Genomic DNA, 24,602 nt, shown 5'->3' with positions numbered 1-24,602 from the left:
ACGGACCTGGCTTTCCATTCTGTTCCTCGCAAGCCTTCCGGCCGTATCAGTTATAGGCGGTATGCTGGGCTACCGGCTCAATCTCACCGCAAGCGAGCCGCTCGGGATATGGCAGATCCGGCCGCTTGAAAGATCAGCACGCGTCGGCGATCTGGTCTTTGTCTGCCCGCCGCAGACGACAGACATGGCAGAGGCGCGCAGACGAAAATACCTTCATGTGGGTCTCTGCCCCGGCGGTTATGCACCGCTGATCAAGATGATTGTTGCAGTCTCGGGCCAGACGATCGAGATCGGTCAATGCGTTCGCATCGACGGGCTCAACCTGCCGCAGTCCTCACTGGTCGCGCAAGACGGTCAGGGCCGGTTCCTGAAGGCCTTCGACGGTGGCATTGTACCGGCGGGCCGGGTGTTCCTCTACTCGAGCTTCCCCGGTTCGTTCGATTCGCGATACTTCGGGCCAATACAGACCTCCGGCATTCTCGGGCTGGCGTCGGAGGTCCTGACCTATGCGCCGTGAAAATCTTTTCGATGTCTCTTTGGTCTGCGCCGCTGTCGTCGTCGGTCGGGTCTGCTGGTGCGGCGAGCCATTGGCCCTACCCTTGTCGGCAAGCTTTCCGATGATCTGGTCGCTGGCTCGCAACAGGCGCCTCGCGGCAGCAGTGGCAGCGGGTTATTTTCTGGCGGCCTCTCGTGGACTTCCGCAGGGTGTCGCGACCTTCTATCGCGCGAATCTTTGGCCCGGTCTCCTGCTATGGCTGATGGCTTCAACCGGTTTTGTCGTCGTCCATGCGTGGGCGTGGACGACGCGGGCTGGCTGGCGACGAGCGGCTCGCTATCTCGGCGCTTTGGTCCTTATGGCGATCCCCCCCTTCGGAATACTCGGTTGGGCTCATCCTCTGGTCGCGTCCGGTATAGTCTTCCCTGGCTGGGGATGGATGGGTTTGATGACAATGGCAACCGGCCTCGCGATCATGACGACCAATCTGCGGCCACTAGCCGCTGTCGCCATGACCGGCTTCTGGCTTTGGTCAGTCGCACATTGGAGGACGCCAGACTTTCCTACAGGCTGGAGGGGTGTCGACCTCACGGTTGGCTCGTCGCTGGGCAGGCGCTCAGATTTGGGCCGACAGCGCGATCTCGTAACGACTGCGTTAGCGGCGGGCCAAACGGCGGACGATGTCGTTGTGCTACCGGAAAGCGCGATCGGTTTCTGGACCCCGATGGTAGAGCGGCTCTGGACGAGCGCGTTGCGGGATTCCGGGTTGATGATCCTGGCCGGGGCAACGGTTGTCAATGAAAGGGGTTATGACAATGTTCTGGTGGCGATCTCGCAGGCCGGCGGTCGCATCGTCTATCGCGAGCGGATGCCTGTGCCGGGTTCGATGTGGCAACCCTGGCTGGAACTGGGAGATGGAAGCGGCGGCGCGCGCGCGCAAATCTTCGCCAACCCCTCGTTTGAGATCGCTGGCACGAGAGTTGCGCCGCTTATCTGCTACGAGCAGTTGATCGTCTGGCCGGTCCTTCAGTCCATGCTGCAAGACCCGGCTGCTATCGTCGCGGTAGGCAATGGCTGGTGGACAGAAGGGACTTCGATCGTTTCCATTCAGCGTTCCAGTGCCATTGCCTGGTCTCTGCTTTTCGAAAAACCTCTCGTCCTGTCCTTCAACATGTAACCGAGGAGCCAGTCATGCTGGACACTGCCCTGATCAAGGAATGTTCCGACCCATCCTTGCAACCCGCCATCGTGGAGCAGTTCCTTACGGCTGTCGGCTCCGCAGATCCCCTCGCCGTCACGGTGACGATCGGCGGCCGGCTGGTCCTTTTTCCGAAGCCGAACACGCCGCACGAGGCGGCCGCAATCATCCGAGAACATGTCGGACACGCTGTGGTGCGCGTCGGACTAACCCAGCTTCCTGCGGAGGTCACAAGTGCGGATGTCGGTCGGTCTAGCATCGCCATCGTCGATCCCTGCGAAAACCTGCGAAACGGCACGGCGATGTTCGCTAAAGTGGCGCGAATTGTCACCAGATGGTACGGATATCCGACGAACAGGGAGGTACTCCAGCCGATGCTGGAGGATTCGATCTTCGCCTGGATGACCGGTCGGTTCGAGGGCTTAGACATCTTTGGTGCTGTCGATCCAGGTGGGCCCACATTTTTCCGTTTGGACGAAGATGCGCCCAAAACCAGTGGGGTCGAACCGGAGGACCCGGTCGCAGGTTCGCAGATACAAAGCTTTGATCAAAGTGCGGCTGACCTGGGCACAGCCGGAATGAGGATCGATCTGACGCGGATCGGCGCCCGAGAATCGAGCGGATTGTAAGGCGGCAGAGACCAGTCGCTATTTTAGCGAAACTGGGCGTATCACCCTCCGACAATAAGGGACTATTCCCGGATCGAGCGGAGTGGTCAACGTAGGCTCTAGCAGCTTTCGCGACGAGCAGCAAACGCGAGGCGGGTGACGCACGTATCTCCGGCGCGAGCGGCTTCGTGCCCTAATCTATCGACTAGTCGGCTTATGATGGATCGGGTCTACCCAGTAGACCTCTTCGGGCTGTTCCACAGGATCGACGTCGGGAATGTTGACCACCACAGCCTCATTGTCCGAACGGACAAGAACGCATTCGAGGACATTGTCAGGATCTGCGTTTATCTCCTGATGTGGCACATAGGGGGGCACGAAAATGAAATCGCCGGGACCGGCTTCAGCAACGTATTCGAGCTGGTCGCCCCACCGCATCCTCGCCTTGCCGCGGATCACGAAGATTACGCTTTCCAAAGCGCCATGATGATGCACGCACGTCTTGGCATTGGGCTCTATCGCGACAGTGCCAGCCCAGATCTTCTGCGCACCGACCGCGCATGATTGATCGCTGCCTGCCGGAACATGCCGGGTGTCTGTGGCGTGTTCGTATCAAGCTGATCGCCCTTGATGACGCGGATCCCATCGTGCCTCCAGCGGTCGGAGGCGTGTTCGTGGCGGTCATTGTGTTCGGACATGAGTGTCTCCGTCATGATTTTGGTTCGGTAGTCTCTGTCGAGACTGCACGAAGCTTTTTGGGGGCTCAAGTCGCAGGGGGCCAGGTCGAGAGGATTGATCAAAACACTGCGCTGCTCACATCCTCGCAGCCGAAGTCCCGCAGTTGTGAGTGGAGTGTAGGGTTATCGCCCTACATTTGCCTGTAAGGAGGACACGTCGCCAATCGGTCGGGACCGGTACCCGGCTAATCCGGCGAATGGTGTGGCGATGGCCGACAGACAAGAACTCGGATGAAGGCGCGTCAACCGTTTATCCTGACCGCTCGGATATCCAAGGATGACCTTGAGCCCTTCAGCCAGATGCGCCGGGCTTACTTTCCTACGGATCGCAATCTCCTGGAGGCACGCCTGTCGATGTTTCATCGGCTTCCAGGCGAATACATGGCGCCGTCGATACCCTTCAAGAGCTGGCAGCCGAGACCGCCCCTCTTACCGCTGAGGTGACGGCACTACGCCATCTTGGCGCGGGCGCCGCGTTCACGATCGCAAGTCCGCATCTGGAGCATGTCCACGCAAAACTGAGATCGGCGCTCATCTCCTGGCTGGCGGGCAGGACATGCAGAGATGGAAACCGCACATAACGATCCAGAACAATGTCTCCGTTTTGCGACGGACAGACTCTATCACAGGCTGGCCGCAGACCTCAGGCCGTGGACGATCGGTATCATCGGGTTCAACCATTCGCGTTGGCGATCGACGTTCAGTCCATCGCCAGGGCGAGAATAAGCAGCGCTATCGCGCCGATCGAGACGGAGCAGAGCAGCGCGAATGATCCGATCCAGCGGTTCAGTCCGTCGGTATCGACGATCTTGGCCGCCTCCGGCATGTCGCGGGCTTCGCTCTCGTTTCCGTCCGCTTTCAAACGCGGTTGTGACGGGGTCATTACGGTTGCCGGCGATACTCTCACATGCCTTACGCTTGTTTCATCCGATTTGACAGCGACGGTTGTGGCCTGACCTGAACGGAGATCGGCGATCGCCTTCTCGGCGGCGTGAACCTCATTCTCTGCTTCGAGGAGAGAGGTGTGGGTGACAAGATAAAATTGCATTGGTTCCCGCTTTTTCCAATCGCTCTCTCACCGACTGCCCCGGACGTCAAGGCATTCTATAGGTTACGCAGACGTTAGAAGCTGCCAATCAGCCCGGAAAAAGCATTTCGTTGAGATCAGGGCCGCTCGGTAGCGTCGGCCTCTCTCCTCGCCTCTGATGCATTTGAAGCAAAATGGATCGCTTCCGCTGCTTATCACCACTGCTATTGACTGATCGCAGGCAGGTGCTGCTCTCTGACACTCGACTCCTTTATCCACGAATGGTTGCTTGGAACAAGGCGAGGAGGCCGGCTGAATGTCCTACGAGTGGAATACCTTGAGAGCACGGCGTGCGCATCTGATGAGATTTACGATAGCCTGGTTGACCGCTTTGTTGCTCTGTTCACCGCCAACCTTGTGGCTGCTGACCGAGTCCAATTTGCTGCGGTCCTCCTGGACCATTTTTCGGAGTGGGCAGGATCTCAATCTGACATTCGGATTGATCACTCCGCCGATCGGCCAATTGCTTTACGTCATGTCAGCCGTGGTCAAGATCAGGGTAAGCGAGATGACGCCCTTCATGACCGCCTATCTGGTCATCCTGGCACTCATCACCTTCATCGGCGCATTGTCGACCTGGCTGCCAATAATGACCGGTTTCTAGATCGCTCCGTTGCAGGATGGCGGAGGGATCGGCTCCCCGACCGTTCGGCATTTGCATGCGCGCGCCTGCGTTATTCGCATGGCCGCACCCTCGGTAATGGGTCCGGTCGAGATGGGAAACGACACTATCATGGCGTTGCCGGAGGGGTTCTCCATCGTGCAGTCGCCGCCAGCCACTGCCGGGTTCGCGCCTCAGGGGTCTGATGGAGCGTGATGTCGGTGACCACGGCCGCGCTGTCGGCACCCTGCGCCAAAACCAGGGGGGCTTTCTCCGCACTGATGCCGCCTATCGCGACCAACGGAAGAGCGCCGATCCTGCGTTTCCAGTCTGCTATGCGGTCGATTCCTTGGGGTTGCCATTTCATCTCCTTCAAGATAGTCGGCCAGACGGGACCGAGCGCGATATAATCCGGTTCCGCTGCAAGAGCGATCTTCAGTTCGGAAACGTCATGGGTCGAGACACCGAGTTTCATCCCTGCCCGGCGGATCGCGTTGAGATCGGCCATCGCAAGATCGTCCTGACCGAGATGAATGAAGTCGCACCCCTCGTCGATCGCGAGCCGCCAGTAGTCGTTGAGGATCAACCGGCAGCCGTGCGCGAGGCACACTGATTTCGAGCGGCGGATCTCCTGCCTGAGCAGAGTTTCACGCTTATCCTTGATACGCAGTTGGACAAGCCTGACCCCAAGCGGCACAAGCCGCTCGATCCAATCGGCGCTGTCAATGATCAGATAGAATGGGTCTAGCCTCACGAAAACACCGCCTTGCCGATGACCGGCGTCGAGGGCACGGCCATGTCGCGCGGCTGCAGCATTCCTGCAATATACGCGAGCCGGCCCGCTTCTGTCGCCTTGGCGAAGGCTTCTGCCATTGCCGCGGGATCGCCGGCCATCGCGACGGCAGTATTGAGCAGCACAGCATCATATCCCAGTTCCATTACGACGGCCGCATGTGACGGCCGGCCGAGCCCGGCATCGACGATCAGCGGAATACCGGGGAAGGCTGCCCGCATAGCGGTGAGTGCTGGGCGATTTCGCGGTCCAGCGGCCGAGCCGATCGGTGCACACCAGGGCATCAGCACACGGCAACCGGCGGCGAGAAGCTTTTCGCCAACAACCAGATCGTCCGTTGTATAGGGGAAGACGGAAAAACCTTCCTCGGTCAGGATTCGCGCGGCTTCCACCAGTTCGAAAACATCCGGCTGGAGACTGTCATGGTGACCGATGACCTCCAGCTTGATCCAACTGGTGCCGAAAACCTCTCTCGCCATCCTGGCGGTCAGCACCGCTTCCGATGCGCTGTGGCATCCTGCGGTATTAGGTAAGATGCGCACGCCCAGTCCACGGATCAGTTCGAAAAATGCTCCACCGGTCTTGCCGCCGGCGGTCTCGCGGCGAAGCGATACAGTGACGACGCCAGCACCCGACCGGATTACGGCTTCCGATAAAACAGCCGGTGACGGATAACGTGCCGTGCCGAGCAGAAGGCGCGACGACAGTGTGCAGTCATAAAGGTTCAGCATGTTTCAACCTCCCTGCATCGGTGACAGAATTTCGATCCTGTCGCCTTCCGCCAGATGCAGCTTCGCGCGATCCTCGCGGGTCACGAGATCACCGTTGACGGCCGTCGCCAGCCAATTGCCTTCGTATTCTAGTGCTTGAAGCAAATCCGCGAGCGTTATGGTCTCCAGAGAGTGAGATTTTCCGTTGACGATAAGGTTCATTCGATCATTCCTTGGTGAACCTCAGACCTTTCGAGAGTCGGGTGGCCGCACTCACCGCCATGGCGGGGGCGAGAAGAAAACCGTGACGATACATGCCGGCGATCGCGAGGCCCTCCGTGGTCTCGACAACACGTGGAGCATTGTCGGTAAAGGCCGGGCGGATGCCGACGCCTGTTTCCACCACCCGTGCCTCGCCGAATGCCGGATGCAATGCGTAAGCGGCATTGAGCAATTCCATCAGAGAACGTGCTGAAATCGGCCCGTCGTCATCCATCTCAATCATCGTCGCTCCGACCATGAAGCGATGGTTGTCGCGCGGCACGACGTAGATCGGATGGCGTGGATGCAGCATTCTGACAGGTCTCGACAGAGAAACTTCCCCGGTTTCGAGGTGGAGCATTTCGCCCCGAACGCCGCGCAGACCGCGCATATGCGCGATTGCGGCCGGACCGGTGCAGTCGAGGATGACGCTGCAATTCTTCGTCGACGGGGGTCGTGAACCGAAATGGAATTGCCCGCCAAGCTGCCTGATGTTTTCCGCAAGCCGAACAAGCGCACGGCGCGGATCTAGATGGGCTTCCGCGGCAAAAAACAGCGCCTTGTCGAAACGGCCGGCCAATGACGGTTCGAGCGCGGCGATGCCGTCCCTATCGACCCAGACGTGACCTGTTGTGCGCGACGCGAAGTGCAGAAGGTCCGACAGTTCGCGCGGCTGCGCCACCACGAGTGTACCGTTTCGGGTGACGGCGCCCGGAACTGCCTGGTCCCACCAGTCCGCGGCATGAAGCCCTCGCTTCAAGACCATTTCTTCCGCCGCCTCCGTCTCGCAATAGGGAGCGAGCATGCCACCGGCAAAAAACGAGGAGCCCTGCCCTATTGTTTCCTTAAGGTCGACGATATCGACATTCGCGCCGCGTCTCAGCAATTCATGAGCGACGGCAAGGCCGGCGACACCTGCCCCTTTAACGATGAAGCACGACATCAGGCCTCTCCCGTTCGGTTGGCCAGCGGCATGTAGAGATCGCCGCCGTCGCGGTATTTCGCGGCCATCGCCTCAAGCCCTTCTCTTTGCGCTTCGGCGCGAATGTCGTGCGAGATCCGCATCGAGCAGAATTTCGGTCCGCACATGGAGCAGAAGTGCGCGACCTTGTGCGCATCCTTGGGCAGCGTTTCATCGTGGAAGTTCCGCGCCGTATCCGGATCGAGCGAAAGGTTGAACTGGTCCTCCCAACGGAATTCGAAACGAGCACGTGACAGGGCATCGTCCCGCAACCGCGCGCCGGGATGTCCCTTGGCAAGATCGGCGGCATGGGCGGCGATCTTGTAGGTGATGACCCCAGTCTTCACGTCGTCGCGGTCGGGAAGGCCGAGGTGCTCCTTCGGCGTGACATAGCAGAGCATGGCAGTTCCGAACCAGCCGATCATTGCCGCTCCGATGGCTGACGTGATGTGGTCATAACCAGGGGCAATATCGGTGGTGAGCGGACCAAGCGTGTAGAAGGGCGCCTCGCCGCACGTGGCGAGCTGCTTATCCATATTGTCCTTGATCTTGTGCATGGGTACATGACCAGGACCCTCGATCATCACCTGGCAGTCTTTATCCCAGGCAATCTTCGTCAGCTCGCCCAACGTCTCTAACTCGGCGAACTGAGCCGCATCATTGGCATCAGCGATCGAGCCGGGACGCAGGCCATCACCCAGTGAAAAGGTCACGTCATAGGCACGCGCGATATCGCAGATCTCGTCGAAATGCTCGTATAGGAAGCTCTCGCGATGGTGATGCAGACACCACTTTGCCATGATCGACCCGCCGCGCGAAACGATGCCGGTGACGCGTTCGACAGTGAGATGGATATGGGCAAGCCGTACGCCGGCATGGATGGTAAAATAGTCGACGCCCTGTTCGGCCTGTTCGATCAGCGTATCGCGATAGACTTCCCATGAAAGGTCCTCGGCAACGCCGTTCACCTTTTCCAGCGCCTGATAAAGCGGCACGGTACCGATCGGGACAGGAGCGTTGCGGATGATCCAGTCGCGAATGTTGTGGATGTTGCGGCCGGTCGACAGGTCCATCACCGTATCCGCGCCCCAACGGATCGCCCAGACCATTTTTTCAACCTCTTCCGCCATGGAAGAGGTGACGGCCGAATTACCGATGTTGGCGTTGATCTTGACCAGAAAATTGCGACCTATGATCATGGGCTCGCTTTCTGGATGGTTGATATTGGCGGGGATGACGGCGCGGCCCTCGGCCACTTCGCGCCGGACGAATTCAGGCGTGATGTAGTCCGGGATGTGCGCGCCAAAACTTTCGCCATCTCTCGCCAGAGCCTCGTTGGCGGATTGCCGGCCGATGTTCTCGCGAATGGCGATGAACTCCATTTCCGCCGTGATGATGCCGGCGCGTGCATAGGCCAACTGCGTGACGGCTTGGCCGGACGTAGCCTTCGCCGGCACGTGGCGCACCGGAAATTCCGGCGTCAGCGACTCGCCGATAGCGAAGCCATTATCCTCCGGCTTGACGTGGCGTCCTTCGTAGCGGGCGACATCACCTCTGTCTGCGATCCAACCTTCGCGCAGGCGCGGCAGGCCAGCGTCTATGACGACGGCGTGGCCGGGATCGGTGTATGGACCGGAGCTGTCATAGACGGTGACTGGCGGTTCGCCCGCCGTCGGATGCAAAGCAATCTCTCGCATCGGCACGCGCAGATCGAGATATTGCTGTCCCGAGACGTGGATTTTGGCGGAGGCCGGAAAGGGACCGAAGGTAACAGTGGGGTTGTGTGGTTTGGCGGCAATATTCATCGTGAGGCTCCAAATTTTCGGTTGGAGACCCAGTCCTAGAGCCGGAAAGATGGAAGAACGGCGATCACAGACCCGGGTTGCGGGTCCGTGGATATCGCAGCGTTTTGCACCGTCCCTACGCCAGTATGAACTGGATCAGGTTCAACGGGTCACTGCGCGCGATAGCAGAATCTCAGCCCCTTGCCGGGACACCCCTGGTGAATGAGAGGAGGCTATGACAGCCGATGTGCCGGGTCAAGCCGGTCGGGCGGCGCAAGCGAGAAGAAAGCCGGAGCTTGGAAAGCCGCCGGCGCCCGGTGACCAGGTTGCAGGTAGGCCGCCGCCTGGCGGGGCATGAACGCGCTGCGGTGTAGCTGTAGGTTTCTACTGGCGCCGGCGATGCCTTGCAGCACCTTCTTATGTTCGGTATGCGTGGCCTGACGATAACCGGTCATCGAGGAAATAATGGCAACTGGTACAGTAAAATTCTTCGCCCAAGACAAGGGCTTTGGCTTCATCACCCCCGACGACGGTGGGCAGGACGTGTTCGTTCATATCTCGGCCGTGAGTTTCGGTGGTTCGCTTCAGGACGGACAGAAGGTCAGTTATGACGTCGGGCAGGACCGTAAAACCGGCAAGTCAAAGGCTGAAAACGTCAGCGTTCTCTGAGCGCCTTTCTGTCGGCCTCGTCTTTAAGAGGCCGACATTCCAGCTTACCGCGTAAGTGTCCGCTCCAAAGACGATCCAGCCGATCCCTCGGCACAATTCTTCTGTAGTGGCCGCCTGCCCGCTTCAACTCCATCCTCAAGCAGAGCTAGGGCGCCGGCGTCCGGTTATGATGGATATGAACCATTGAGTGTAGCTTTACCCGAGGTCCGTTTTCGCCGCTTCGGAGGCCTGCGCAATGGATACTCGTCACCATTTCGAGGCATGATACCCTGGCCTTCGGATCCGACCCGCATATTTAAGCCTCCTGATATTTGGCATAAGGGAACCTTGGGAGGAATAGGAATGAAGTCGTGGCAGGCCGTCGTTACAATATCGCTGGTTTCTGCGGCGAGCGCCGGGTACGCGCAGGATGCGCCCAGGGCGATCGTTAATCCCGGGACACCTGTTCCGGATTGCCGCCAGAAGATCAATGTCGACAAGAACGGCGAACTGCCGGGGTACCTTTCCTCCTGGAACGGCGTCGACGTATGCCTGCCCTTCACGCTCACCAACCAGCTTGCCCCGCGTGGGGTGTCGCTCGACGACTTCTACATCGGCGAGTTCTCTGACGGCAGGATCCGGCAGAAATGGGAGGCCTGCAAGCAGGATCCTATCTGTCGCGACAAGACGCTGACGGCTGCCAAGGGCTTTGTCAAGTTCGAGCCGCGCGATACCGGAACGGTGGACAAGACCGGCGTGATAGACTTCGACGGGACGGTAGATCTCGAAGCGATCCGCCGTCCCTCCTATTTCGGCATATCGGAATACAAAGAGCCGATTGCTGAAAGCGATGCCCAAACCTATGTCGTCGAATTTACCGTCCCGCGTGACAGCTTTGAGATGAGGCATCTCGATCTTCAGGGCGACATCAAGCTACGCGGTTGGTTCATAAAGGGTACGGGAATCGCTGATGCCGACGGCCAGAAAATGCGGGCATTGGTCATAATGAATAATGGTGGTGGCAGCGAGCTGACGGCCATCGACGATCCGAGAAATCCGCCGTTCACGAGGGACGCTGCCAGCGGGACATATTTGGCCGCAAAGAGCGACAGGTTTTCGGAAGAGCCCGGCATGCGACACTGGCGCGGGTTTCTCCACGACTTCCACACGGCAGGTTTTGACGTGCTGGTCACCGATCGCCGCGGCAATGGCATTTCCGGAGGGCGAAACGGGTTTAACACAGCCGAACAGGCAAACGACATGTTCCGCGAGCTGGCGCAGCTTGAAACGGGCAACGGCTTGAGGGTGCTCGGACCCGACGGAGTGCCGTCAGAAGGCGAGGCCGCCAGCCGCGCCATCCTCGACGGCATGGCGATCGAAGATATCCCGGTCCTTATCGGCGGATATTCGCGCGGCTCCTACGCGACCCAATGGTTCATGCAGAAGAATTTCGTCGAGGATTGCAATTTCGATACTGCGGAAAAACATTGCAAACCTGCACGAGCTCTGAAGAACATCAAGGGGGCCATTCTCTACGGTCCGAACTCCGGGGCTCTCGGCTATCGTCTTGCTGGCCACGATGCCGTGGAAGGCGCGTTGCGGACCGAGTTCAGTACAACCTATTACCCGGACTCGTCCATCTTTGCGAATGTCGAGAAGTGGCCGGCTCTGCAGATCGTCAAGGGGACCTGGGACTATGTTGAAGGGCTGGAAGGATCTTTTGCGACCTATCAAAAGGCAAAAGGATTGAAGGATATTTCCGTTTTTCTGGGTCCGCATGGCCTGCAGACGCAGAACCCTAAGAACATGGCTTATGCCGGAAGCCGCATGGTCTCTTTTGCCACCGCTGCCGCTCTCGACAAAAAGGCGATGCCGGGCTCTGTAGCCCCGGCCGACCTGAAGGCTCTCGTCACATCGGTTCCCCATGATTGGGAACTGTCGAGCAAACCCGACGTCAAAGATTGATCGCTGCGAGCATTTTTGCCGAAATGAGACAGGGTTTGGCAGAGCGAATAGCTGGCCGCCGGGAGTCTGACGAAGCCCATGCCCTCCTGCTAGAAATGGGGGAGCGATGACGGATCGCCCTTGGCGATCTTACCAGGCCTCGGAGCCGCCAACAGGCAATTGCTGCCAATTAGCCGCGTCGCCCTGCCGCCTATCTCCACAAAATTGAGCCTCTTGACCGTCCCACAGTGGCTGCGGACGCACTGTGGTTCGTCCACGGAGAGACGATAGTCCGGCCTAATCCCGAGCCGAAAAGGAGGAGGATCAAAGTTGTGGCGGAAGCTCCGACGGCGCCGCCGATTAGAGGCCCCCAAGCGATTGCCGGGACCGCAGATTCCATACCAACACTCTTGACGAACCTAAGCTGCCCTATCCCGCCGCTCTAAAAAACCGTCAAGGAACTCCAAGCTTAGGGGATAGCCTTGGCTTGGCGGCGTTAGGATGTGGATGCGGCGAGAGTCACCCTACGCCACTCAGTCATGCAGTTCGCTGGGATTCTGGCAGACAGGTCGCCGATTGAACGGAACCTATGACGACGGGAAATGTTCTACGCACAGGACTAAAGTCCTAAGCATCAGGAGACGAACATGCAGATCATTTGGGATAAGCCCGTTGCGGCCGGCGAGAAACTCATATTTGGGCCGCTTGAGGCACGACGTTTCCTAAGTGAATGGCCGGGGATGAAGGGCATGAACTTCGCTGCTGCCGACGCATGTGTACTCCGCGCGCTCGACCGGCGATCCTCTCCCGACGAGGCCCGTGAGCTTTTTGAGATCTTCCTAGCCACTGGAGAGCGTACGCCGGACACTGACTACAAACTAGCTGGATGAGGTTTAAAAATGCCCGATCCATTCCCGATGCTCGCCCTCGCTGTATTTTTGATCGCAGCACTGGGCATTTTCGCTTTTTTCATTCTCCGACGTGGGAAGCTGCGACGCCGGCCAAGTATCGATAGCGATCCCGCGACAGCCACTCAGGACTGGCTGAAGCGGGAGGCCGAAAACGCAAAGAAGCAGAATGCGCGTCGCAGGTATCGCGAAGGTCAGCCGTCAACGTTTTGAATATCAACACGAGCCATATTTTACTAAAATTTAATCCAACTTCAGCAGGATTCAGGAGGGGACATCGCTGGAGTTTTGATGATGCGTTTTATCGGCGTCGCCCTCTTCGTCCTTCCCGCCTTGGCCTTGTTGGCGCTCGGATTTTCGGTTTCCCGCGAGCGATTGCATGAGGTAGATTACTCTTTCACCAGCAGCATCCCGTAGAAGGCGCCAGCTGATCGACTGTGTCGGCCCGTGAAGCCATCTCGATAGACAGAACCGGCATCATAGACTTGGATAATAGGCAGAGCTTGGTGAAAACGTCTGCCATCTTTGAGACTGTGATCTAGAGATTGCGCCGAGCGTCTTGCCCAGTCTCATAGGCGCTGTTCCCAAAGCCCCCAACAATTGCCAGAGAAAACCTCAGCCGGGATGCTGTCCGTGACGAGCCGAACTCTCAAACCACTGTTCGAGATTGCGTTTCTGAGGCGGCTATTCGGCGTCGAAATTCCGCTCGATTCGCTAGCACAAGCTCTCAGAGATAAGCTAATAGGATCATGACGCTGAGCTGCCATTATGAGGGCTTATTACGCCTCAGCAGAAGCTTACCCACGCAGCAGGCCCGGGGTGAAAGGATCACACGGTGCACTGCTGCACACCAGAGCTCTGAAACGGACTACGCAACGGAGACGCGGATAGCCCATCAGTATTTAGCAGCGTTGTCTACACGCTTGCCCGCATTTTGAGTGGCATCCACCGTTCCGGCCAAATCCTTGCCCGCACCGCGGATCGTGTTTCCGCACGAAGCAAGGGCGAATGTCATAACGGTAAACACGGTAAAGGTTGCAAATAGTCTTGTCATGCTACCCTTATTAGTTGGGAACGCCTGCGAAATCGTCAGGGAGTTAAGTAGCAACGCTGGTAGCCGAATTCTTCAACGCTGAGTTGACCGCGGCGACGCAGGGCTGCAAATTCATCATCAGGAACGTCGGAATGTCTGCATCGTATGCATCTTCGAGAGCTTCGACCGGAAAGCCGTAAGCAATGGCCTCGGCGCGCAAAACACCCGCCAGCATTGCTAAGTCGTGAGGATCATCTGATGACGCAAGATTGGAACGACGCTCCTCAAGGCGGTCATACAGCCAATCGTCTATCACCAACATCTGAGATCCTCCAGTCAGGCGTCAGCAAAATGAACGAACTCGTTTTTGGTTGCAGGCAAATCTAAAAAGCGCTTCTCAAGTCTACGTCAGACCCGCGATGCCTGAGTTTCGCGCGCAGCGATACTTCTGGCCAAGCTTTACATCATGCGGACATTTGAACGTGCTCGATACCGGCTTCTTCTTGTATGCTGCTTTACGACGTCATCCGGTAGAACGTACTAAAAGCTTACCGTGATTAAGGCTCGCAAAACCGTCAAATCTCGAACAACCGCAGGGATTGCCGCGGGACGGCGCAACTCACAGAGCTTTTACGGTCGTGTCGGTGGCACGCTCACGCTCCACATAGGGAATGCCAAGCGCGGGATCGCTTTCCAAAATCATGCGAAGCTCAGGCCGTAGACTGCAATCGAGATATATACGGCAAAGAGGATAGCTGCGAAGCAAGCGAGGAGGATGACAAATCCCTTGCCCATCCTGGCTTTCTTGGCACGCTTGGTCGACCCCTCGGTCTTGTTTTGAAGGAAGTTTTCGTCCTGCGCTCTTACCATTGGGTTTCTCCCTGTCTTTGAGTTGAACAAAGCGGAAGGGAGATAAGTTCCGGAAGGGCAAAGTCAAAAATTTCACAGGGCAAGGAGAGCCGGATCACCCGCTTCGTGCTCCCGGGTTATGGACGGGTCGTGCTCCCTGCGGGTTGGTTTGTCTCCGATTTACCACCAGAACCGCCATCAGGATGAGGGGGGCGATCCGTCGGCGGGGGATCGCCGGACCGGTGCTCGGCGGCGCCGGTGAAGAAGGCGCGTTGCTCTGCGCTGGCGGCGTCGTAGTATCGCCCGTGGCAGCCTCTGTCGCCTCTGCCCACATCTCAGCGCCTAGCCATGCGACAAGCGCCAGAGCGAGAGCTGCTACAAGCACGATCAGCACCGGCTTGCCTGGTCGACCTTGGCGGGCCTCTGTGCTCGTCTCGACAACTTTTCGATCGGTCATATTTTTCCTCCCAGAAACGTCAGCTGAACCGATCCGCCTCATGAGAATTCCATGCCCTGGTTGAGCCGATGCTGCGGTGACAGTGACAGAGGCACTAGGCCGCGCGGCTTCTTGATTTCGCAAAACGCTTAATGGCCTGCTCAAGGGAGCGCTGGCCGTCGCAGTAGTCTTGCCACGCTGTGCTGTCCTTTATGAGCTTCGGCACCGACCGGATCGTGAAGCGCTTTGGGTCCAATCCCATTTTCACCTGCGTCCAATTCAGCGGCATCGATACTGTGGCTCCGGGACGTGCACGGGGCGAAAGCGGTGCAACCGCTGTCGATGTGCGATCATTCCTGAGGTAGTCGAGGAATATCCTGCCATCGCGCTGGGCCTTGGACATCTTGATCAGGTACAGCTCCGGATGAGCTCGGGCCATTTCCTCGCAGACATCATGCGCGAACCCTTTTGCCTCGGCCCAGCTCAGTTTTCGCCCTTTCGCGACTGCCAAGGGCGTCACCACATGGAGCCCTTTGCCTCCCGTCGTCTTGCAAAAGCTGATAAGACCGAGTTCCTCCAGACGATCTCGGATCTCGCGGGCGGCATCGACCACGGATGAAAAATCGACATCGGGACCGGGATCAAGGTCAAACACCAGTCGGCCCGGCACTTCTGGCTGGTTTGGCTCGCAGTTCCACGGGTGAAGCTCCACTCCACCCAGCTGGGCAACGGCGGCTAAGCCCTCCACGCGGTCGATCTGAAGATACGGTTGCTTGTCTCCGGAGACCTTCACCTGCTCGACCAGGTTAGATGTGCCTTTCATCGCGTGCCGCTGAAAGAACTGCTCGCCTTCGATGCCGGCGGGCGTCCGTATGATTGAGCAAGGGCGACCTCTGACGTGGTCGATGAGCCAGGGTCCCACGGCCTCGTAATAACGGGCCAGGTCCAGCTTGGTGACAGGCTCCCCTGCTCCATCATCAGGCCAAAGAGATTTACCGGGACTGGACACGAGTACGCCCATGACATCCACCTTCGCGCCCTTGCGGTAGTGTTGAGGAGCGGCGCGGTCTGTCTCTGGATCCGGGACTTCGGTCTTTAGGGGCTTGGCGGGTTTCTCAGCCTCCACCTCCTTGGCTGGCTTGTCTTCGCGCAAGCCTTTGAACGAAGCTTGCCTAACCTGGCCGTCGCCCGTCCATCCGGCGAATTCGATCTCGGCGACCAGATCCGGCTTTAGCCAAACGATGTCTGGAGACTTTTTTGGCGCACCTATTCCGGTGAATGGCGATTTAAACGTTTCCACCTCTTTCAGGCGCGGCAACAACGTCTCGACGACTCTCGCACTGTAGCCCGTACCAACCCTTCCGACATACACGAAATGCTCACCACGGTATACGCCGACCAGAAGTGAACGAAACTTGCCGTTTGTCTTCGCATAGGCTCCCACGACGACCTCGTGACCCGCGCAACATTTCGACTTCACCCAAGTCGCCGTTCGACCGGAGACGTAAGGCGCATCGCCCTTCTTCGAGACGATGCCTTCAAGAGACAGACGACAGGCCGACTTCAACACGGCGTCGCCCCCTGTCTCAAAATGCTCGACAAATCGTAAGCGCGGGTCATCTCCTGCGTCTGAAAGCAGCGCGGACAGCCTGTCCTTTCGACTCCTAAGCGCCAAGTCCCTTAGGTCTTCGGTTCCGTCATAAAGAAGGTCGAATCCAAAGAAGACCAGATCGTCGGTCTTGCCCTCCGAGATCGCAGCCTGGAGAGCGGCGAAATCTGGCGCACCGTTTTCATCCAGAGCACAGATTTCGCCGTCGATGATCGCATCGGGAAGGACTGAAGCCGAAGACGCGATTGATGGAAACTTGGTGGTCCAGTCCAGTCCTTTGCGGGTCTTTAGAGTGACCTCGCCGTCAGCCACCGCCATCTGAATGCGATACCCGTCGAACTTGATCTCGTGGAGCCAGCCTTCGCTTGATGGCGCTCGCTCGACGGTGTCGCAGAGCTGGGGAGGAATGAACGATGGAAACCTGGAAGCCGGAGCTTTTGGCTTCCTGGGTTTCGTCACGGCTTTCCGTTCGTCCGCAGCGAGACCTTCGCTACTATCCCAGACTGCATCCGCCGTGATTTCGCTCCCCTTCGTCATGAAGGGCTTCGGTTTCCGGCCTTTGCCGGATGCTATCGCATCCATTGTCCTACCGGACGCGACCGAGGTGTCGTTTTCCACCAATACTGCATTACCGTTGTTGTCCACCGACTGATCATCATGGTGCTTTATCAGGAGCCAGTTGGTGCGCTTTTCGCCCTCGCGGGTGCGCATGCGGACAAGAACGAAGCTGCCGTGCAGTCGGTCGCCATCAAGTTTGAACTTGAAGTCGCCTTTCTTCAGCGCATCCTCAGGGGATTTTCCGCCTTCCGGTTCCCAATACCCGCGATCCCACAGCATCACTGTGCCGCCGCCATACTCGCCTTTGGGGATCGTGCCTTCGAAGTCGCCGTAGTCCAGCGGATGGTCTTCGACTTCGACAGCCAATCGCTTGTCGTGAGGATCAAGCGAGGGACCTTTGGTTACAGCCCATGACTTGAACACACCGTCGAGTTCGAGCCTGAGGTCGTAATGGAGACGTGTGGCATCATGCTTCTGGATGACGAAGCGACGCCTGTTCGAAGACTTCACCTCCAGGTCGCCGCTTGGTTCGTTGGTCTTTTTAAAATCGCGCTTTGCGCGGTATTTGCTCAGGTTGTCGGCCATGGCGATCCTCGGTCTAGATCGAAGCGTCTCACGACTGTGCAGATTGGCAACCGACGTCTTCTTACGAGGTCGCCAGATCGGTAGCGCCCAGCGCTTCCAACTCGGAGCGCACGCGATCTGCTTGATCGACATCTACATCGACCGAGACCTCGATTTCCGAGGAGAGTTGTCCGTCGGTCCGACTGTCTCCGGCCGACGTCGGCGCGTCTCCTCCGCTCGGCATCACGCCACTCGCGTTGCCCGGTCCTGCTGACTGAACGAATATGTCCGTCCGCTCTATCGCCAGCTTCTGGACGAGGTGCTCGACAGCAAGGTCGGCGGCTTCTCTCGTAGCAAAGGCCGCGGTGATGGTCTGCGTGCTCGTATCGGACATCTCGCTCTCCGTCGTTTTGATATCGCGAAACACTCCAAAATGGCGCTCGGTTCCCTTTCCCCGGGAACAGAAACGACTGCATCTGAGTTGCGGGCTCAGACAGGAGGAACCGATGAACCCTGTACACACGCGCGTTGTCCACGAAGGCGCAGGTCATTGGACAGTCGACTTTGTTGGAGATGGCGGGGAATCTGTTTCGGTGAAAGTCACTGAGGAGATAGTCAGAAGCGAAGACGAAGTCGTCGAGCACGCCAGGCAAATCATGGTCGAGTTGACAGCATTTGGCACCCGCGGAGGGGGAGCGAGTGCCAACAGCTACGACATGCTGAGCAACGGCAATTTCGACGTGGATGAGCCGTCAAGTGGCAGCCATCACTGATCGCGTCGATGCGATGCCGCTTATCTCTTGCCTCTTTACATACCGCATGCCTAGTATTTGAGCCAGGTAGGGAATTTGGCGTCAGGCTCAGCGTACGTGGCAAGTATGTAGGGAGTGAACACATGTCTAGTCCAAATGCTCGATGGAAAGAACCTGTTGAGATCGAGTCGCCGTCCGGTTCTTACTAGTCGGTGGCCCGTTCGAGGCGCTCGCGCATATGACCGAGGACTGGCCTGCTGCACAGGACCTCGATTTCGTTCGCGCCCGCAGCGCATGTCGTAAAGCAATCGCTGGCCATAAAACTGTCGACGAGGCACGAATAGCTTTCGAAGCTGCAGCAGCCGAAGCCCGCACGCAGTTCGATCTCCGCCGACATTGACAGGCGATTGAGCATAGGGCCGGATGTGCCTCATGTCCTTGTCAACGCTTCGCGCCAGGCCAGCCATTCACCGGTCCGTCAACATCTCGGACGACGCATCCGCGGGATTGGGATCGCGCTGATTGGCAGCTTGCAGGTCCTGGATAAGCCCTATTCAGCTCAGCGTAGGTGTCCCGCTGCCTGGCGCCTGCGGTCCAAGCAAACGATGTGAATGCCCAATGGGGTTTGAACGAGTGATCCACACGCTCCATCTCATTCAATTAACTCTCGCGGGACAAGCACGACGCGCTCTGCAAGCCTGACATCAGGCGTACGGATCCACGAGGACAACTCCTGTTGCGTCGTACGTTGCGCATTTTCCAGATCCGCCCGTGAACAATCGCCACGGCTGCAACGATTGCGCCATCATCATTGCGGCGGTCTCGGGTAAGTAGACTGTCAGATCTTGCGCGCAATTCTCTGAGGGAGCCTAGCGCAGACTTTTGATCAGCACCTCACGATATCCTTGCATTGCCAGCTCGAGGACGTTGATCATGTCGACTATGAACCAGCCCAGTTCCGAATGTTCATGGCCGAGCAACTCGGCCGAACCGCCGGTCCATTGCCTGACGACGTAAATGTGAAATGGTGAGCCCTGCTTCTTGTCGTCAGCCTCATACAAGGTGGCGACTTGGTTGAAAGCAAGAGGTGTCAATCCGACTTCCTCCTTGCACTCGCGGACCAGGGCGATATCAAGCCCCTCGCCTTTCTCCGCATGGCCACCGACCAGATCCCATTTGCCTGGCGACCATTTTCGGTGTTGGGCACGCCTCACGAGCAGAGCTTTATCACCGTCTATGAAGATTGCGCATACGAGGCGTGACATCGCTTTCCCTGAAATCAGCAGCGTTTGACATTCAAGCCAGGGACAACACGTCCTCGTTCGTCCGGTTCCCGGCTGCCCGGACAAACGGTCAGCACCATCATCCACCCTCTGTCTGGAAACGTACAGACCGCGTCCTCTCCGGAACAGCACTCGCCGGCCATCGTTAAACTAGAATGCCGCGACGGGCGGGCTGGAGTAATGGTGTATGAGCAGCAGGATTTGCATTATCGGTTCGGGTCCCACCGGCATTTTTACTCTCAAAAACCTGATCACATCCGCCAGCCCGCTGACCGTCAGCGTTTACGAAGCCGAGCAAAATGCCGGAAAAGGCACACCTTATCTCCCCGGCGCGAACGATCCGGTCATGCTCTCCAATATTCCGAGCATCGAAATCCCGATGCTGAGTGAAACACTCATCGACTGGCTAAGCAGTCAGAGCGATGAATATCTCGACCTGTTTTCCATCGTGCGGTCGAAGATCAACGAAAGGGAGTTCTATCCTCGATTGGTCCTGGGCGACTATTTTCAGGACCAGTTTGCAGCGATCCTGGCGGACGGCCGCAACAATGGCCACACAATCGAGGTGCGCAGTGGTCATCGGGTCACCGATATTGCACTCGCTATGAACGACATCCGCGTCCGGGTCTGTGGCCCTGACGGGGAATTCGACGCGATCTTCGATCATGTCGTCATGGCGACGGGGCACATCTGGCCGGCACAAACCGAGGTCAAACCTGGCTACTTTTCGTCCCCCTGGCCCGCGGCAGCGCTCAGATCGGCTGGTCGTGGCCGGGTCGGGATACTCGGCACGTCCCTAAGCGGGATCGACGCGCTTTTGACGGTTGCGTCATCGCGCGGATCCTTTGTTCGTGATGGGGCAGGAGATTTGCAATTCCAGGCAGCCGCTGGCTGCGAAGATTTTTCGGCTGCCATGATGTCGCGCAAGGGGTTATTGCCCGAAGCGGATTTCTATTGTCCGCTTCCCTATTTGACACCTTCCGTTTGCACTGAGCAGGCCGTCGACGAAGCGATAGCATGCGGCCCATCGCTTCTTCTCGACAGGATCTTTGATCTCTTCCGAGAGGAAATCGCCACCGCAGATCCACACTATGCTGCTGAGATTGGCTTGAGCCTTCTGACGGTAGACACCTTTGCGGACGCCTATTACGGCCGCCGTTCGAGTGTCGATCCATTCGTCTGGGCCGCAGCCAATCTGGCGGAAGCCGAGCGCAATATCGAACGGCAGTTCACCATCCCCTGGCGATATGCGATCCTCATTACCCACGAGATCATTGCACGGGCAATCCCGCATCTCGACACCGATGACCTGCAGCGGTTCAATCGCTCGTTCAAGAGCATTTTCGTCGATGAATATGCGACCGTCCCGCACCTGTCGATAAAACGGTTGTTGGCGCTGCGAAATTCCGGACGGCTGGAAATCATCCGACTGGATGAACGCTATGAGATCGAGACGGAAGGCCTTGTCCGGGGCGCACGGATTGAAATGGGGACAAGACGGGAAGTTTTCGACAGCTTCATCGACGCCACGGGTCAAAGCGCTCTTTCGGCGCAGGACCTACCCTTCCCCACACTGCTGCAGCAACACGGCGTCGAAAAGGCTTCTACATTCGAGCCGATTAGCCTTATCTGCGACGACGCCAGCGGGAAGATCCGGCGAACGGGAGGAATTGACGTCGATGAAAGTTACCGGCCTCTTAAAACTGCGCCTTTGACCAACCAGCTCTATTGCGTTGCGATCCCTTTCCTGCTGCACAAGCATCCGTTTGTCCAGGGCATTACCAGCGCCGCGGAACTCGGTGAAACCGCAGCGAAAGCCATCCTGGAGGATATTATAAGGGCAAGATCGCCCGTGTTGATGTCCGCCTGATAGGGCGGAACAAGGCCTTCTTCTTTGCATTGGCGAACCATGGACACGATCGGTACAATCAAGGAAATTTGGCGTTACCCCGTCAGTTCACTGGGCGGCGAATTGTGCAACGAAGCTGTTGTTGGCTCCGACGGCATTCAGGGTGACCGTCAGTACGCTCTGTTCGATATTGTGTCCGGATCAGTGGCCGCCCCGGAGAAAGAGCCGCGATGGCGTCCAGCACTTTTCCTGAAAAGCGTCATTGATGCCGACGGCGTCAAGATCGGTTTCCCCGATGGTCTGTGGCTCTATCTCACGGATCCGCAGCTGCCTCCCATGTTGAGTAAACATTTCGGGTTCGATGTCGCTGTGGGGCGTTACGCGGAAACCGATGCACGGACCGCATCGCTTCCACGCGTGAGCAATCGCTACTGCCTGGCTCCCATTCACCTCATGACCACAGCGTCATTGAAAGAGTTGGAAAGGTTGGTTTCCTCCGCGAAGATCGACCGGCGACGGTTTCGCCCCAACATCGTTGTCGAAGGGAAAATGGAGGCCGGTTTTGCGGAGATGCGCTGGATCGGCGAAACGATTAAATTCGGGGAGTTGGTGTGCAAGGTTAGCGAGCCGGCTAAGCGCTGCGGCATGACGCTGGTCGCCCAGCCAGGTTTGGACGAAGAAGCAGAAATTCTAAGGACGATTATCCGGCACGCCAGCCGATCCTTGGGCGTTTACTGTGAGGTCGTCAAGCCGGGTCGGGTTCATGCCGGCGCCACCGTCTCACCGGACGCAGCGCCGTCCCGCTCCATGACCCGCGCTAGCAGTTTAGGTGACTAGAGCTGAAACCCTGAGACCCACTGCGAACAGCGACCGGATTGCGGCACGGTCCCGTCTTTCCGCGAGAGTGGTCGCCGACAATCTCGCTACAAAGCCGTCAAAACCCGCATCGCAGTCTGCTTTGCCCGACGCCCAACTCAATCTTTTATCTTGCAAATATGGAAAATACGGAATTTCTGGAGAATTCCATCGGAGTTCTTCTCATGCGCCTGTTCACGACGGGGAGCTGAATAAACAGGACGGTCACGTCACCGATGCAGCCTGCCCGGAGCCGGTCGTCGTGACGAAGCATAGAAAGCCGCGCTTTGTCCTTATGAGCTGGGTCACTACGAGCGCCTGCGCACCGGCGGCGATAGCCGGAAAGTATATCGTGCGTCGGAAACGTCGCGGATCATGTAGATCTGTTTGCGGCGGAAATCGATCGTCCGGCGCGTGGCGAGGGCTAAAGCGATGAGCCGTGAGTTTCTGCAAGGCCAGATCCTCGCCTTATCCGTATCTCTGGATTTGGCAGAAAGACCACGGAGAGACAGAAGGGCGTAAATCGCGCCCGACTTGCGTCGTCGCGGTCCATAGCGCCGAGGACGGCCTCACACACTTGCTCTTCTCGCTGCCACGACGAAGCCACCGCTTTCCGATCGTGTCGCCATTGAAGTTGCCGATACGGAAGCGCGCCGGCGGGCTTAAGCGACTTGAAGCGCTGCTCGGTAATGATCGACAAGTACCATTACGATGTCGCTGAGCGGTCGTGGTGTAAGCGTTCATGATGAAGATCGCAGCGTCGTTCGGCGAAGCTTCCACCCTGCTTGCCGAAGCCTTGCCGCGCAAATCAATCCGGTGGGTTGATTCGGCCAGCTGACTCCAAATGTGGCCACTTGAGCCGAAAATGAACGCGTTCAAAGCTGGACGCCAACACTGCGCGAACTCTCAACAACGCAACGCCCTTCGCAGCGCAATCTCGCGATGATCCCATTCCGTATCGCTCGCCTGCGGCGATGACGACAGACCTTCCATCAGCTTGGTTGTGTCGACGCGGAGGTCCAGGCGTTGCGGCGCCAGCGTGCCGAAAAGCTTTCCGCGCAGAACGTGCGGCTGCGAAAGATGCTCCCCAGGTTCGACGCGGAGTAACAGGATCCGGCACTGCTGCGGATCAACCGCGTTGAAGTCGTTCGCGCAGCCAACCATTCTCCTCATGTAATTTCACGATCAGTAAGCGTCTCAACTGGCGGTTCTCTTCCTCAAGCTGGAAAAGATCTGCTAATTCCTTATCGGCTTCAGACCGTGACACTAATTTCGGCTTCGCCAAAATTGGCTGGACCGGCATACGAGTCACGCGAGCACCCGATTTCCGCACGCGGCGGCGTTTTTGCTCGGCGCCACTCGGCTCCGATCTGGCTGTCTCGCCCGTTGCATTATCCTTGGCCAAACTTCCGACGTCGTTCGCATCTATCGCTTCTGTCCCACTCCCAAGAGCATGGTCGACAAGCGCTCCTGGATCGACACCGGCGCCGACATCTTCACCATGTTGCGAGCAAATATGATTTGTCGGTGCATTGCGCTTAGTGACAATATCTTGTGCCGAGTGCTTCGAAGTGGCGACTTCGGCAGGACCGTCAATTCCACTAGCTGGTTTTGGCAGATCCGCCTCAACCGCTTCAGCAACGGACTTGAGATCAAGATTACCCCAGATGGAGCTGGATTGCGTAGCCGCCGACCTGCGTCGGCCAGACTTGTACTCGATGACAAAATTACGCTTTGGTTGTTTCATAGGTCAATTCAGAAAGTTTGCGGAATGCGAAATCAACCACCGTCGATACGCGATGAATTTCATTCCTACACGATCTCAGGCGATTTCTCCATGTCGCTGATCAAGCGGCACGACTCAAGACGAAGAAGGCTATCGCTACGCTGACCCGTGAGCCAAGATGCATTTTGAATTGCGGTACAACTCATGCTGACGCAGGCAAAAGGTGATACGCTACGAGTGACGTTAGTTCGTTAAGCTCTTGAACCAACACGAACCGCCAGCCCAGACATTCGATAGCGAGATTTTTCTCGCAGCTAGCCTGAGGACAGAATGCAAGGGGTGCGATTCTCAC

The 24,602-nt window shown here is 57.9% G+C and carries 26 protein-coding genes, 3 pseudogenes and 1 riboswitch; of the genes and pseudogenes, 13 read left to right on the top strand and 16 right to left on the bottom strand.

Translation table 11 applies throughout. The annotated features are described in order from the left end of the window. The first annotated feature begins 61 nt into the window (after positions 1-61). Genes traF through BM216_RS30170 form a run of 3 tightly spaced genes read left to right on the top strand, consistent with a single transcriptional unit; the run spans position 62 to position 2,323 of the window. Complete coding sequence (traF, locus tag BM216_RS30180) at positions 62-517, top strand: conjugative transfer signal peptidase TraF (protein ID WP_244530405.1); 456 nt, start codon at positions 62-64, stop codon at positions 515-517. Then, the gene (locus tag BM216_RS30175; RefSeq protein WP_093003568.1) at positions 507-1,673 is read left to right on the top strand and encodes a conjugal transfer protein TraB; all 1,167 of its coding nucleotides are present in this window, start codon (positions 507-509) and stop codon (positions 1,671-1,673) included. The genes traF and BM216_RS30175 overlap by 11 nt, the downstream gene beginning before the upstream one ends. Positions 1,674-1,687: 14 nt before the next feature. After that, a complete protein-coding gene (locus BM216_RS30170) occupies positions 1,688-2,323 on the top strand; it encodes a lysozyme family protein (RefSeq protein WP_093003566.1) in 636 nt (211 codons plus the stop codon). A 177-nt stretch (positions 2,324-2,500) separates the two neighbouring features. Here the strand turns inward: BM216_RS30170 and BM216_RS30165 are convergent. Beyond that, a pseudogene (locus BM216_RS30165) lies at positions 2,501-3,000 on the bottom strand (cupin domain-containing protein). Positions 3,001-3,739: 739 nt separating this feature from the next. Continuing rightward, entirely contained in the window at positions 3,740-4,087 is a 348-nt protein-coding gene (locus BM216_RS30155) for a hypothetical protein (RefSeq protein ID WP_093003562.1), read from the bottom strand. A gap of 478 nt (positions 4,088-4,565) precedes the next feature. Here BM216_RS30155 and BM216_RS34355 point away from each other — a divergent pair, with 478 nt between their 5' ends. Further along, entirely contained in the window at positions 4,566-4,730 is a 165-nt protein-coding gene (locus BM216_RS34355) for a hypothetical protein (RefSeq protein WP_177230983.1), read from the top strand. 127 nt (positions 4,731-4,857) lie between these two features. On the opposite strand, the gene BM216_RS30145 is transcribed toward BM216_RS34355, so the two are convergent. The 5 genes from BM216_RS30145 to thiC are packed head-to-tail and all read right to left on the bottom strand — an operon-like array spanning position 4,858 to position 9,257. After that, positions 4,858-5,481, bottom strand: a complete 624-nt coding sequence (locus BM216_RS30145) for a thiamine phosphate synthase (protein WP_093003558.1) — start codon at positions 5,479-5,481, stop codon at positions 4,858-4,860. Beyond that, positions 5,478-6,251 carry a thiazole synthase gene (locus tag BM216_RS30140; protein ID WP_093003556.1) on the bottom strand — a complete coding sequence of 258 codons (774 nt, stop codon included), beginning with the start codon at positions 6,249-6,251 and terminating at the stop codon, positions 5,478-5,480. The genes BM216_RS30145 and BM216_RS30140 overlap by 4 nt, the downstream gene beginning before the upstream one ends. Before the next feature lie 3 nt (positions 6,252-6,254). Continuing rightward, entirely contained in the window at positions 6,255-6,452 is a 198-nt protein-coding gene (gene thiS / locus BM216_RS30135; RefSeq protein WP_093003554.1) for a sulfur carrier protein ThiS, read from the bottom strand. A gap of 4 nt (positions 6,453-6,456) precedes the next feature. After that, complete coding sequence (gene thiO / locus BM216_RS30130) at positions 6,457-7,434, bottom strand: glycine oxidase ThiO (RefSeq protein WP_093003552.1); 978 nt, start codon at positions 7,432-7,434, stop codon at positions 6,457-6,459. Next, positions 7,434-9,257 (bottom strand): phosphomethylpyrimidine synthase ThiC, encoded by a 1,824-nt coding sequence (thiC, locus tag BM216_RS30125; RefSeq protein WP_093003550.1) that lies wholly within the window; start codon positions 9,255-9,257, stop codon positions 7,434-7,436. Before thiC ends, thiO begins: the two co-directional genes overlap by 1 nt. A gap of 94 nt (positions 9,258-9,351) precedes the next feature. Next, a riboswitch (TPP riboswitch) is annotated at positions 9,352-9,463 on the bottom strand. A 238-nt stretch (positions 9,464-9,701) separates the two neighbouring features. On the opposite strand from thiC, the gene BM216_RS30120 reads away from it, so the two are divergent. The 4 genes from BM216_RS30120 (at position 9,702) to BM216_RS30105 (ending at position 12,949) form a co-directional block, all read left to right on the top strand. Continuing rightward, entirely contained in the window at positions 9,702-9,905 is a 204-nt protein-coding gene (locus BM216_RS30120; RefSeq protein ID WP_093003548.1) for a cold-shock protein, read from the top strand. A gap of 342 nt (positions 9,906-10,247) precedes the next feature. After that, entirely contained in the window at positions 10,248-11,849 is a 1,602-nt protein-coding gene (locus tag BM216_RS30115; protein ID WP_210217087.1) for an alpha/beta fold hydrolase, read from the top strand. Between the two features lie 626 nt (positions 11,850-12,475). Continuing rightward, entirely contained in the window at positions 12,476-12,718 is a 243-nt protein-coding gene (locus BM216_RS30110; protein ID WP_093003546.1) for a DUF982 domain-containing protein, read from the top strand. A gap of 9 nt (positions 12,719-12,727) precedes the next feature. Then, on the top strand, positions 12,728-12,949 hold the full coding sequence (locus BM216_RS30105) for a hypothetical protein (RefSeq protein WP_093003544.1): 222 nt from the start codon (positions 12,728-12,730) through the stop codon (positions 12,947-12,949). A gap of 682 nt (positions 12,950-13,631) precedes the next feature. Here BM216_RS30105 and BM216_RS30100 read toward each other — a convergent pair. The 6 genes from BM216_RS30100 to BM216_RS30085 form a co-directional block, all read right to left on the bottom strand. Further along, positions 13,632-13,751 (bottom strand): entericidin domain-containing protein, encoded by a 120-nt coding sequence (locus tag BM216_RS30100; RefSeq protein ID WP_244530410.1) that lies wholly within the window; start codon positions 13,749-13,751, stop codon positions 13,632-13,634. Between the two features lie 82 nt (positions 13,752-13,833). Further along, on the bottom strand, positions 13,834-14,091 hold the full coding sequence (locus BM216_RS30095) for a hypothetical protein (RefSeq protein WP_093003542.1): 258 nt from the start codon (positions 14,089-14,091) through the stop codon (positions 13,834-13,836). 377 nt (positions 14,092-14,468) lie between these two features. Next, on the bottom strand, positions 14,469-14,639 hold the full coding sequence (locus BM216_RS34350) for a hypothetical protein (RefSeq protein ID WP_177230982.1): 171 nt from the start codon (positions 14,637-14,639) through the stop codon (positions 14,469-14,471). 94 nt (positions 14,640-14,733) lie between these two features. After that, entirely contained in the window at positions 14,734-15,075 is a 342-nt protein-coding gene (locus BM216_RS33790; RefSeq protein WP_143102909.1) for a hypothetical protein, read from the bottom strand. Positions 15,076-15,169: 94 nt separating this feature from the next. After that, a complete protein-coding gene (ligD, locus tag BM216_RS30090) occupies positions 15,170-17,806 on the bottom strand; it encodes a DNA ligase D (protein WP_093003540.1) in 2,637 nt (878 codons plus the stop codon). A 61-nt stretch (positions 17,807-17,867) separates the two neighbouring features. Continuing rightward, the gene (locus BM216_RS30085) at positions 17,868-18,179 is read right to left on the bottom strand and encodes a hypothetical protein (RefSeq protein ID WP_093003538.1); all 312 of its coding nucleotides are present in this window, start codon (positions 18,177-18,179) and stop codon (positions 17,868-17,870) included. A 112-nt stretch (positions 18,180-18,291) separates the two neighbouring features. Between BM216_RS30085 and BM216_RS30080 the strand changes: the two genes are divergently transcribed. Both BM216_RS30080 and BM216_RS34885 read left to right on the top strand, forming a co-directional pair. Continuing rightward, a complete protein-coding gene (locus BM216_RS30080) occupies positions 18,292-18,558 on the top strand; it encodes a hypothetical protein (protein ID WP_093003536.1) in 267 nt (88 codons plus the stop codon). 217 nt (positions 18,559-18,775) lie between these two features. Next, the gene (locus BM216_RS34885) at positions 18,776-18,937 is read left to right on the top strand and encodes a DUF982 domain-containing protein (protein WP_244530404.1); all 162 of its coding nucleotides are present in this window, start codon (positions 18,776-18,778) and stop codon (positions 18,935-18,937) included. Between the two features lie 469 nt (positions 18,938-19,406). On the opposite strand, the gene BM216_RS30070 is transcribed toward BM216_RS34885, so the two are convergent. Then, the gene (locus tag BM216_RS30070) at positions 19,407-19,802 is read right to left on the bottom strand and encodes an NUDIX hydrolase (RefSeq protein WP_093003534.1); all 396 of its coding nucleotides are present in this window, start codon (positions 19,800-19,802) and stop codon (positions 19,407-19,409) included. A 205-nt stretch (positions 19,803-20,007) separates the two neighbouring features. Here BM216_RS30070 and BM216_RS30065 point away from each other — a divergent pair, with 205 nt between their 5' ends. From BM216_RS30065 to BM216_RS34880, 3 genes and pseudogenes are all read left to right on the top strand, one after another. Further along, positions 20,008-21,690, top strand: coding sequence for an FAD/NAD(P)-binding protein (locus BM216_RS30065; protein WP_093003532.1), 1,683 nt, complete (start codon positions 20,008-20,010; stop codon positions 21,688-21,690). 39 nt (positions 21,691-21,729) lie between these two features. Beyond that, complete coding sequence (locus tag BM216_RS30060) at positions 21,730-22,506, top strand: MOSC domain-containing protein (protein WP_093003530.1); 777 nt, start codon at positions 21,730-21,732, stop codon at positions 22,504-22,506. Between the two features lie 172 nt (positions 22,507-22,678). Continuing rightward, positions 22,679-22,952, top strand: a pseudogene (locus BM216_RS34880) (type II toxin-antitoxin system prevent-host-death family antitoxin). Between the two features lie 422 nt (positions 22,953-23,374). Here BM216_RS34880 and BM216_RS30045 read toward each other — a convergent pair. Together BM216_RS30045 and BM216_RS30040 are read right to left on the bottom strand one after the other, a co-directional pair. Continuing rightward, positions 23,375-23,524: pseudogene (locus BM216_RS30045) on the bottom strand (hypothetical protein); the annotation flags it as partial. A 129-nt stretch (positions 23,525-23,653) separates the two neighbouring features. Next, positions 23,654-24,271 (bottom strand): hypothetical protein, encoded by a 618-nt coding sequence (locus BM216_RS30040; RefSeq protein ID WP_093003528.1) that lies wholly within the window; start codon positions 24,269-24,271, stop codon positions 23,654-23,656. Positions 24,272-24,602 lie beyond the last annotated feature (331 nt).

The organism is Rhizobium sp. NFR07, from assembly GCF_900111905.1.
Lineage (GTDB): Bacteria > Pseudomonadota > Alphaproteobacteria > Rhizobiales > Rhizobiaceae > Neorhizobium.
This window is presented reverse-complemented; position numbering and strand designations above follow the sequence as displayed.

What these genes read in the sequence shown, in the direction of transcription:
- traF (WP_244530405.1), top strand. Translation starts at nt 62, where the DNA reads ATGCTGGGCTACCGGCTCAATCTCACCGCAAGCGAGCCGCTCGGGATA.
- BM216_RS30175 (WP_093003568.1), top strand. Translation starts at nt 507, where the DNA reads ATGCGCCGTGAAAATCTTTTCGATGTCTCTTTGGTCTGCGCCGCTGTC.
- BM216_RS30170 (WP_093003566.1), top strand. Translation starts at nt 1,688, where the DNA reads ATGCTGGACACTGCCCTGATCAAGGAATGTTCCGACCCATCCTTGCAA.
- BM216_RS30155 (WP_093003562.1), bottom strand. Translation starts at nt 4,087, where the DNA reads ATGCAATTTTATCTTGTCACCCACACCTCTCTCCTCGAAGCAGAGAAT.
- BM216_RS30140 (WP_093003556.1), bottom strand. Translation starts at nt 6,251, where the DNA reads ATGCTGAACCTTTATGACTGCACACTGTCGTCGCGCCTTCTGCTCGGC.
- thiS (WP_093003554.1), bottom strand. Translation starts at nt 6,452, where the DNA reads ATGAACCTTATCGTCAACGGAAAATCTCACTCTCTGGAGACCATAACG.
- thiO (WP_093003552.1), bottom strand. Translation starts at nt 7,434, where the DNA reads ATGTCGTGCTTCATCGTTAAAGGGGCAGGTGTCGCCGGCCTTGCCGTC.
- thiC (WP_093003550.1), bottom strand. Translation starts at nt 9,257, where the DNA reads ATGAATATTGCCGCCAAACCACACAACCCCACTGTTACCTTCGGTCCC.
- BM216_RS30120 (WP_093003548.1), top strand. Translation starts at nt 9,702, where the DNA reads ATGGCAACTGGTACAGTAAAATTCTTCGCCCAAGACAAGGGCTTTGGC.
- BM216_RS30115 (WP_210217087.1), top strand. Translation starts at nt 10,248, where the DNA reads ATGAAGTCGTGGCAGGCCGTCGTTACAATATCGCTGGTTTCTGCGGCG.
- BM216_RS30110 (WP_093003546.1), top strand. Translation starts at nt 12,476, where the DNA reads ATGCAGATCATTTGGGATAAGCCCGTTGCGGCCGGCGAGAAACTCATA.
- BM216_RS30105 (WP_093003544.1), top strand. Translation starts at nt 12,728, where the DNA reads ATGCCCGATCCATTCCCGATGCTCGCCCTCGCTGTATTTTTGATCGCA.
- BM216_RS30100 (WP_244530410.1), bottom strand. Translation starts at nt 13,751, where the DNA reads ATGACATTCGCCCTTGCTTCGTGCGGAAACACGATCCGCGGTGCGGGC.
- BM216_RS30095 (WP_093003542.1), bottom strand. Translation starts at nt 14,091, where the DNA reads ATGTTGGTGATAGACGATTGGCTGTATGACCGCCTTGAGGAGCGTCGT.
- BM216_RS34350 (WP_177230982.1), bottom strand. Translation starts at nt 14,639, where the DNA reads ATGGTAAGAGCGCAGGACGAAAACTTCCTTCAAAACAAGACCGAGGGG.
- BM216_RS33790 (WP_143102909.1), bottom strand. Translation starts at nt 15,075, where the DNA reads ATGACCGATCGAAAAGTTGTCGAGACGAGCACAGAGGCCCGCCAAGGT.
- ligD (WP_093003540.1), bottom strand. Translation starts at nt 17,806, where the DNA reads ATGGCCGACAACCTGAGCAAATACCGCGCAAAGCGCGATTTTAAAAAG.
- BM216_RS30085 (WP_093003538.1), bottom strand. Translation starts at nt 18,179, where the DNA reads ATGTCCGATACGAGCACGCAGACCATCACCGCGGCCTTTGCTACGAGA.
- BM216_RS30080 (WP_093003536.1), top strand. Translation starts at nt 18,292, where the DNA reads ATGAACCCTGTACACACGCGCGTTGTCCACGAAGGCGCAGGTCATTGG.
- BM216_RS34885 (WP_244530404.1), top strand. Translation starts at nt 18,776, where the DNA reads ATGACCGAGGACTGGCCTGCTGCACAGGACCTCGATTTCGTTCGCGCC.
- BM216_RS30070 (WP_093003534.1), bottom strand. Translation starts at nt 19,802, where the DNA reads ATGTCACGCCTCGTATGCGCAATCTTCATAGACGGTGATAAAGCTCTG.
- BM216_RS30065 (WP_093003532.1), top strand. Translation starts at nt 20,008, where the DNA reads ATGAGCAGCAGGATTTGCATTATCGGTTCGGGTCCCACCGGCATTTTT.
- BM216_RS30060 (WP_093003530.1), top strand. Translation starts at nt 21,730, where the DNA reads ATGGACACGATCGGTACAATCAAGGAAATTTGGCGTTACCCCGTCAGT.
- BM216_RS30040 (WP_093003528.1), bottom strand. Translation starts at nt 24,271, where the DNA reads ATGAAACAACCAAAGCGTAATTTTGTCATCGAGTACAAGTCTGGCCGA.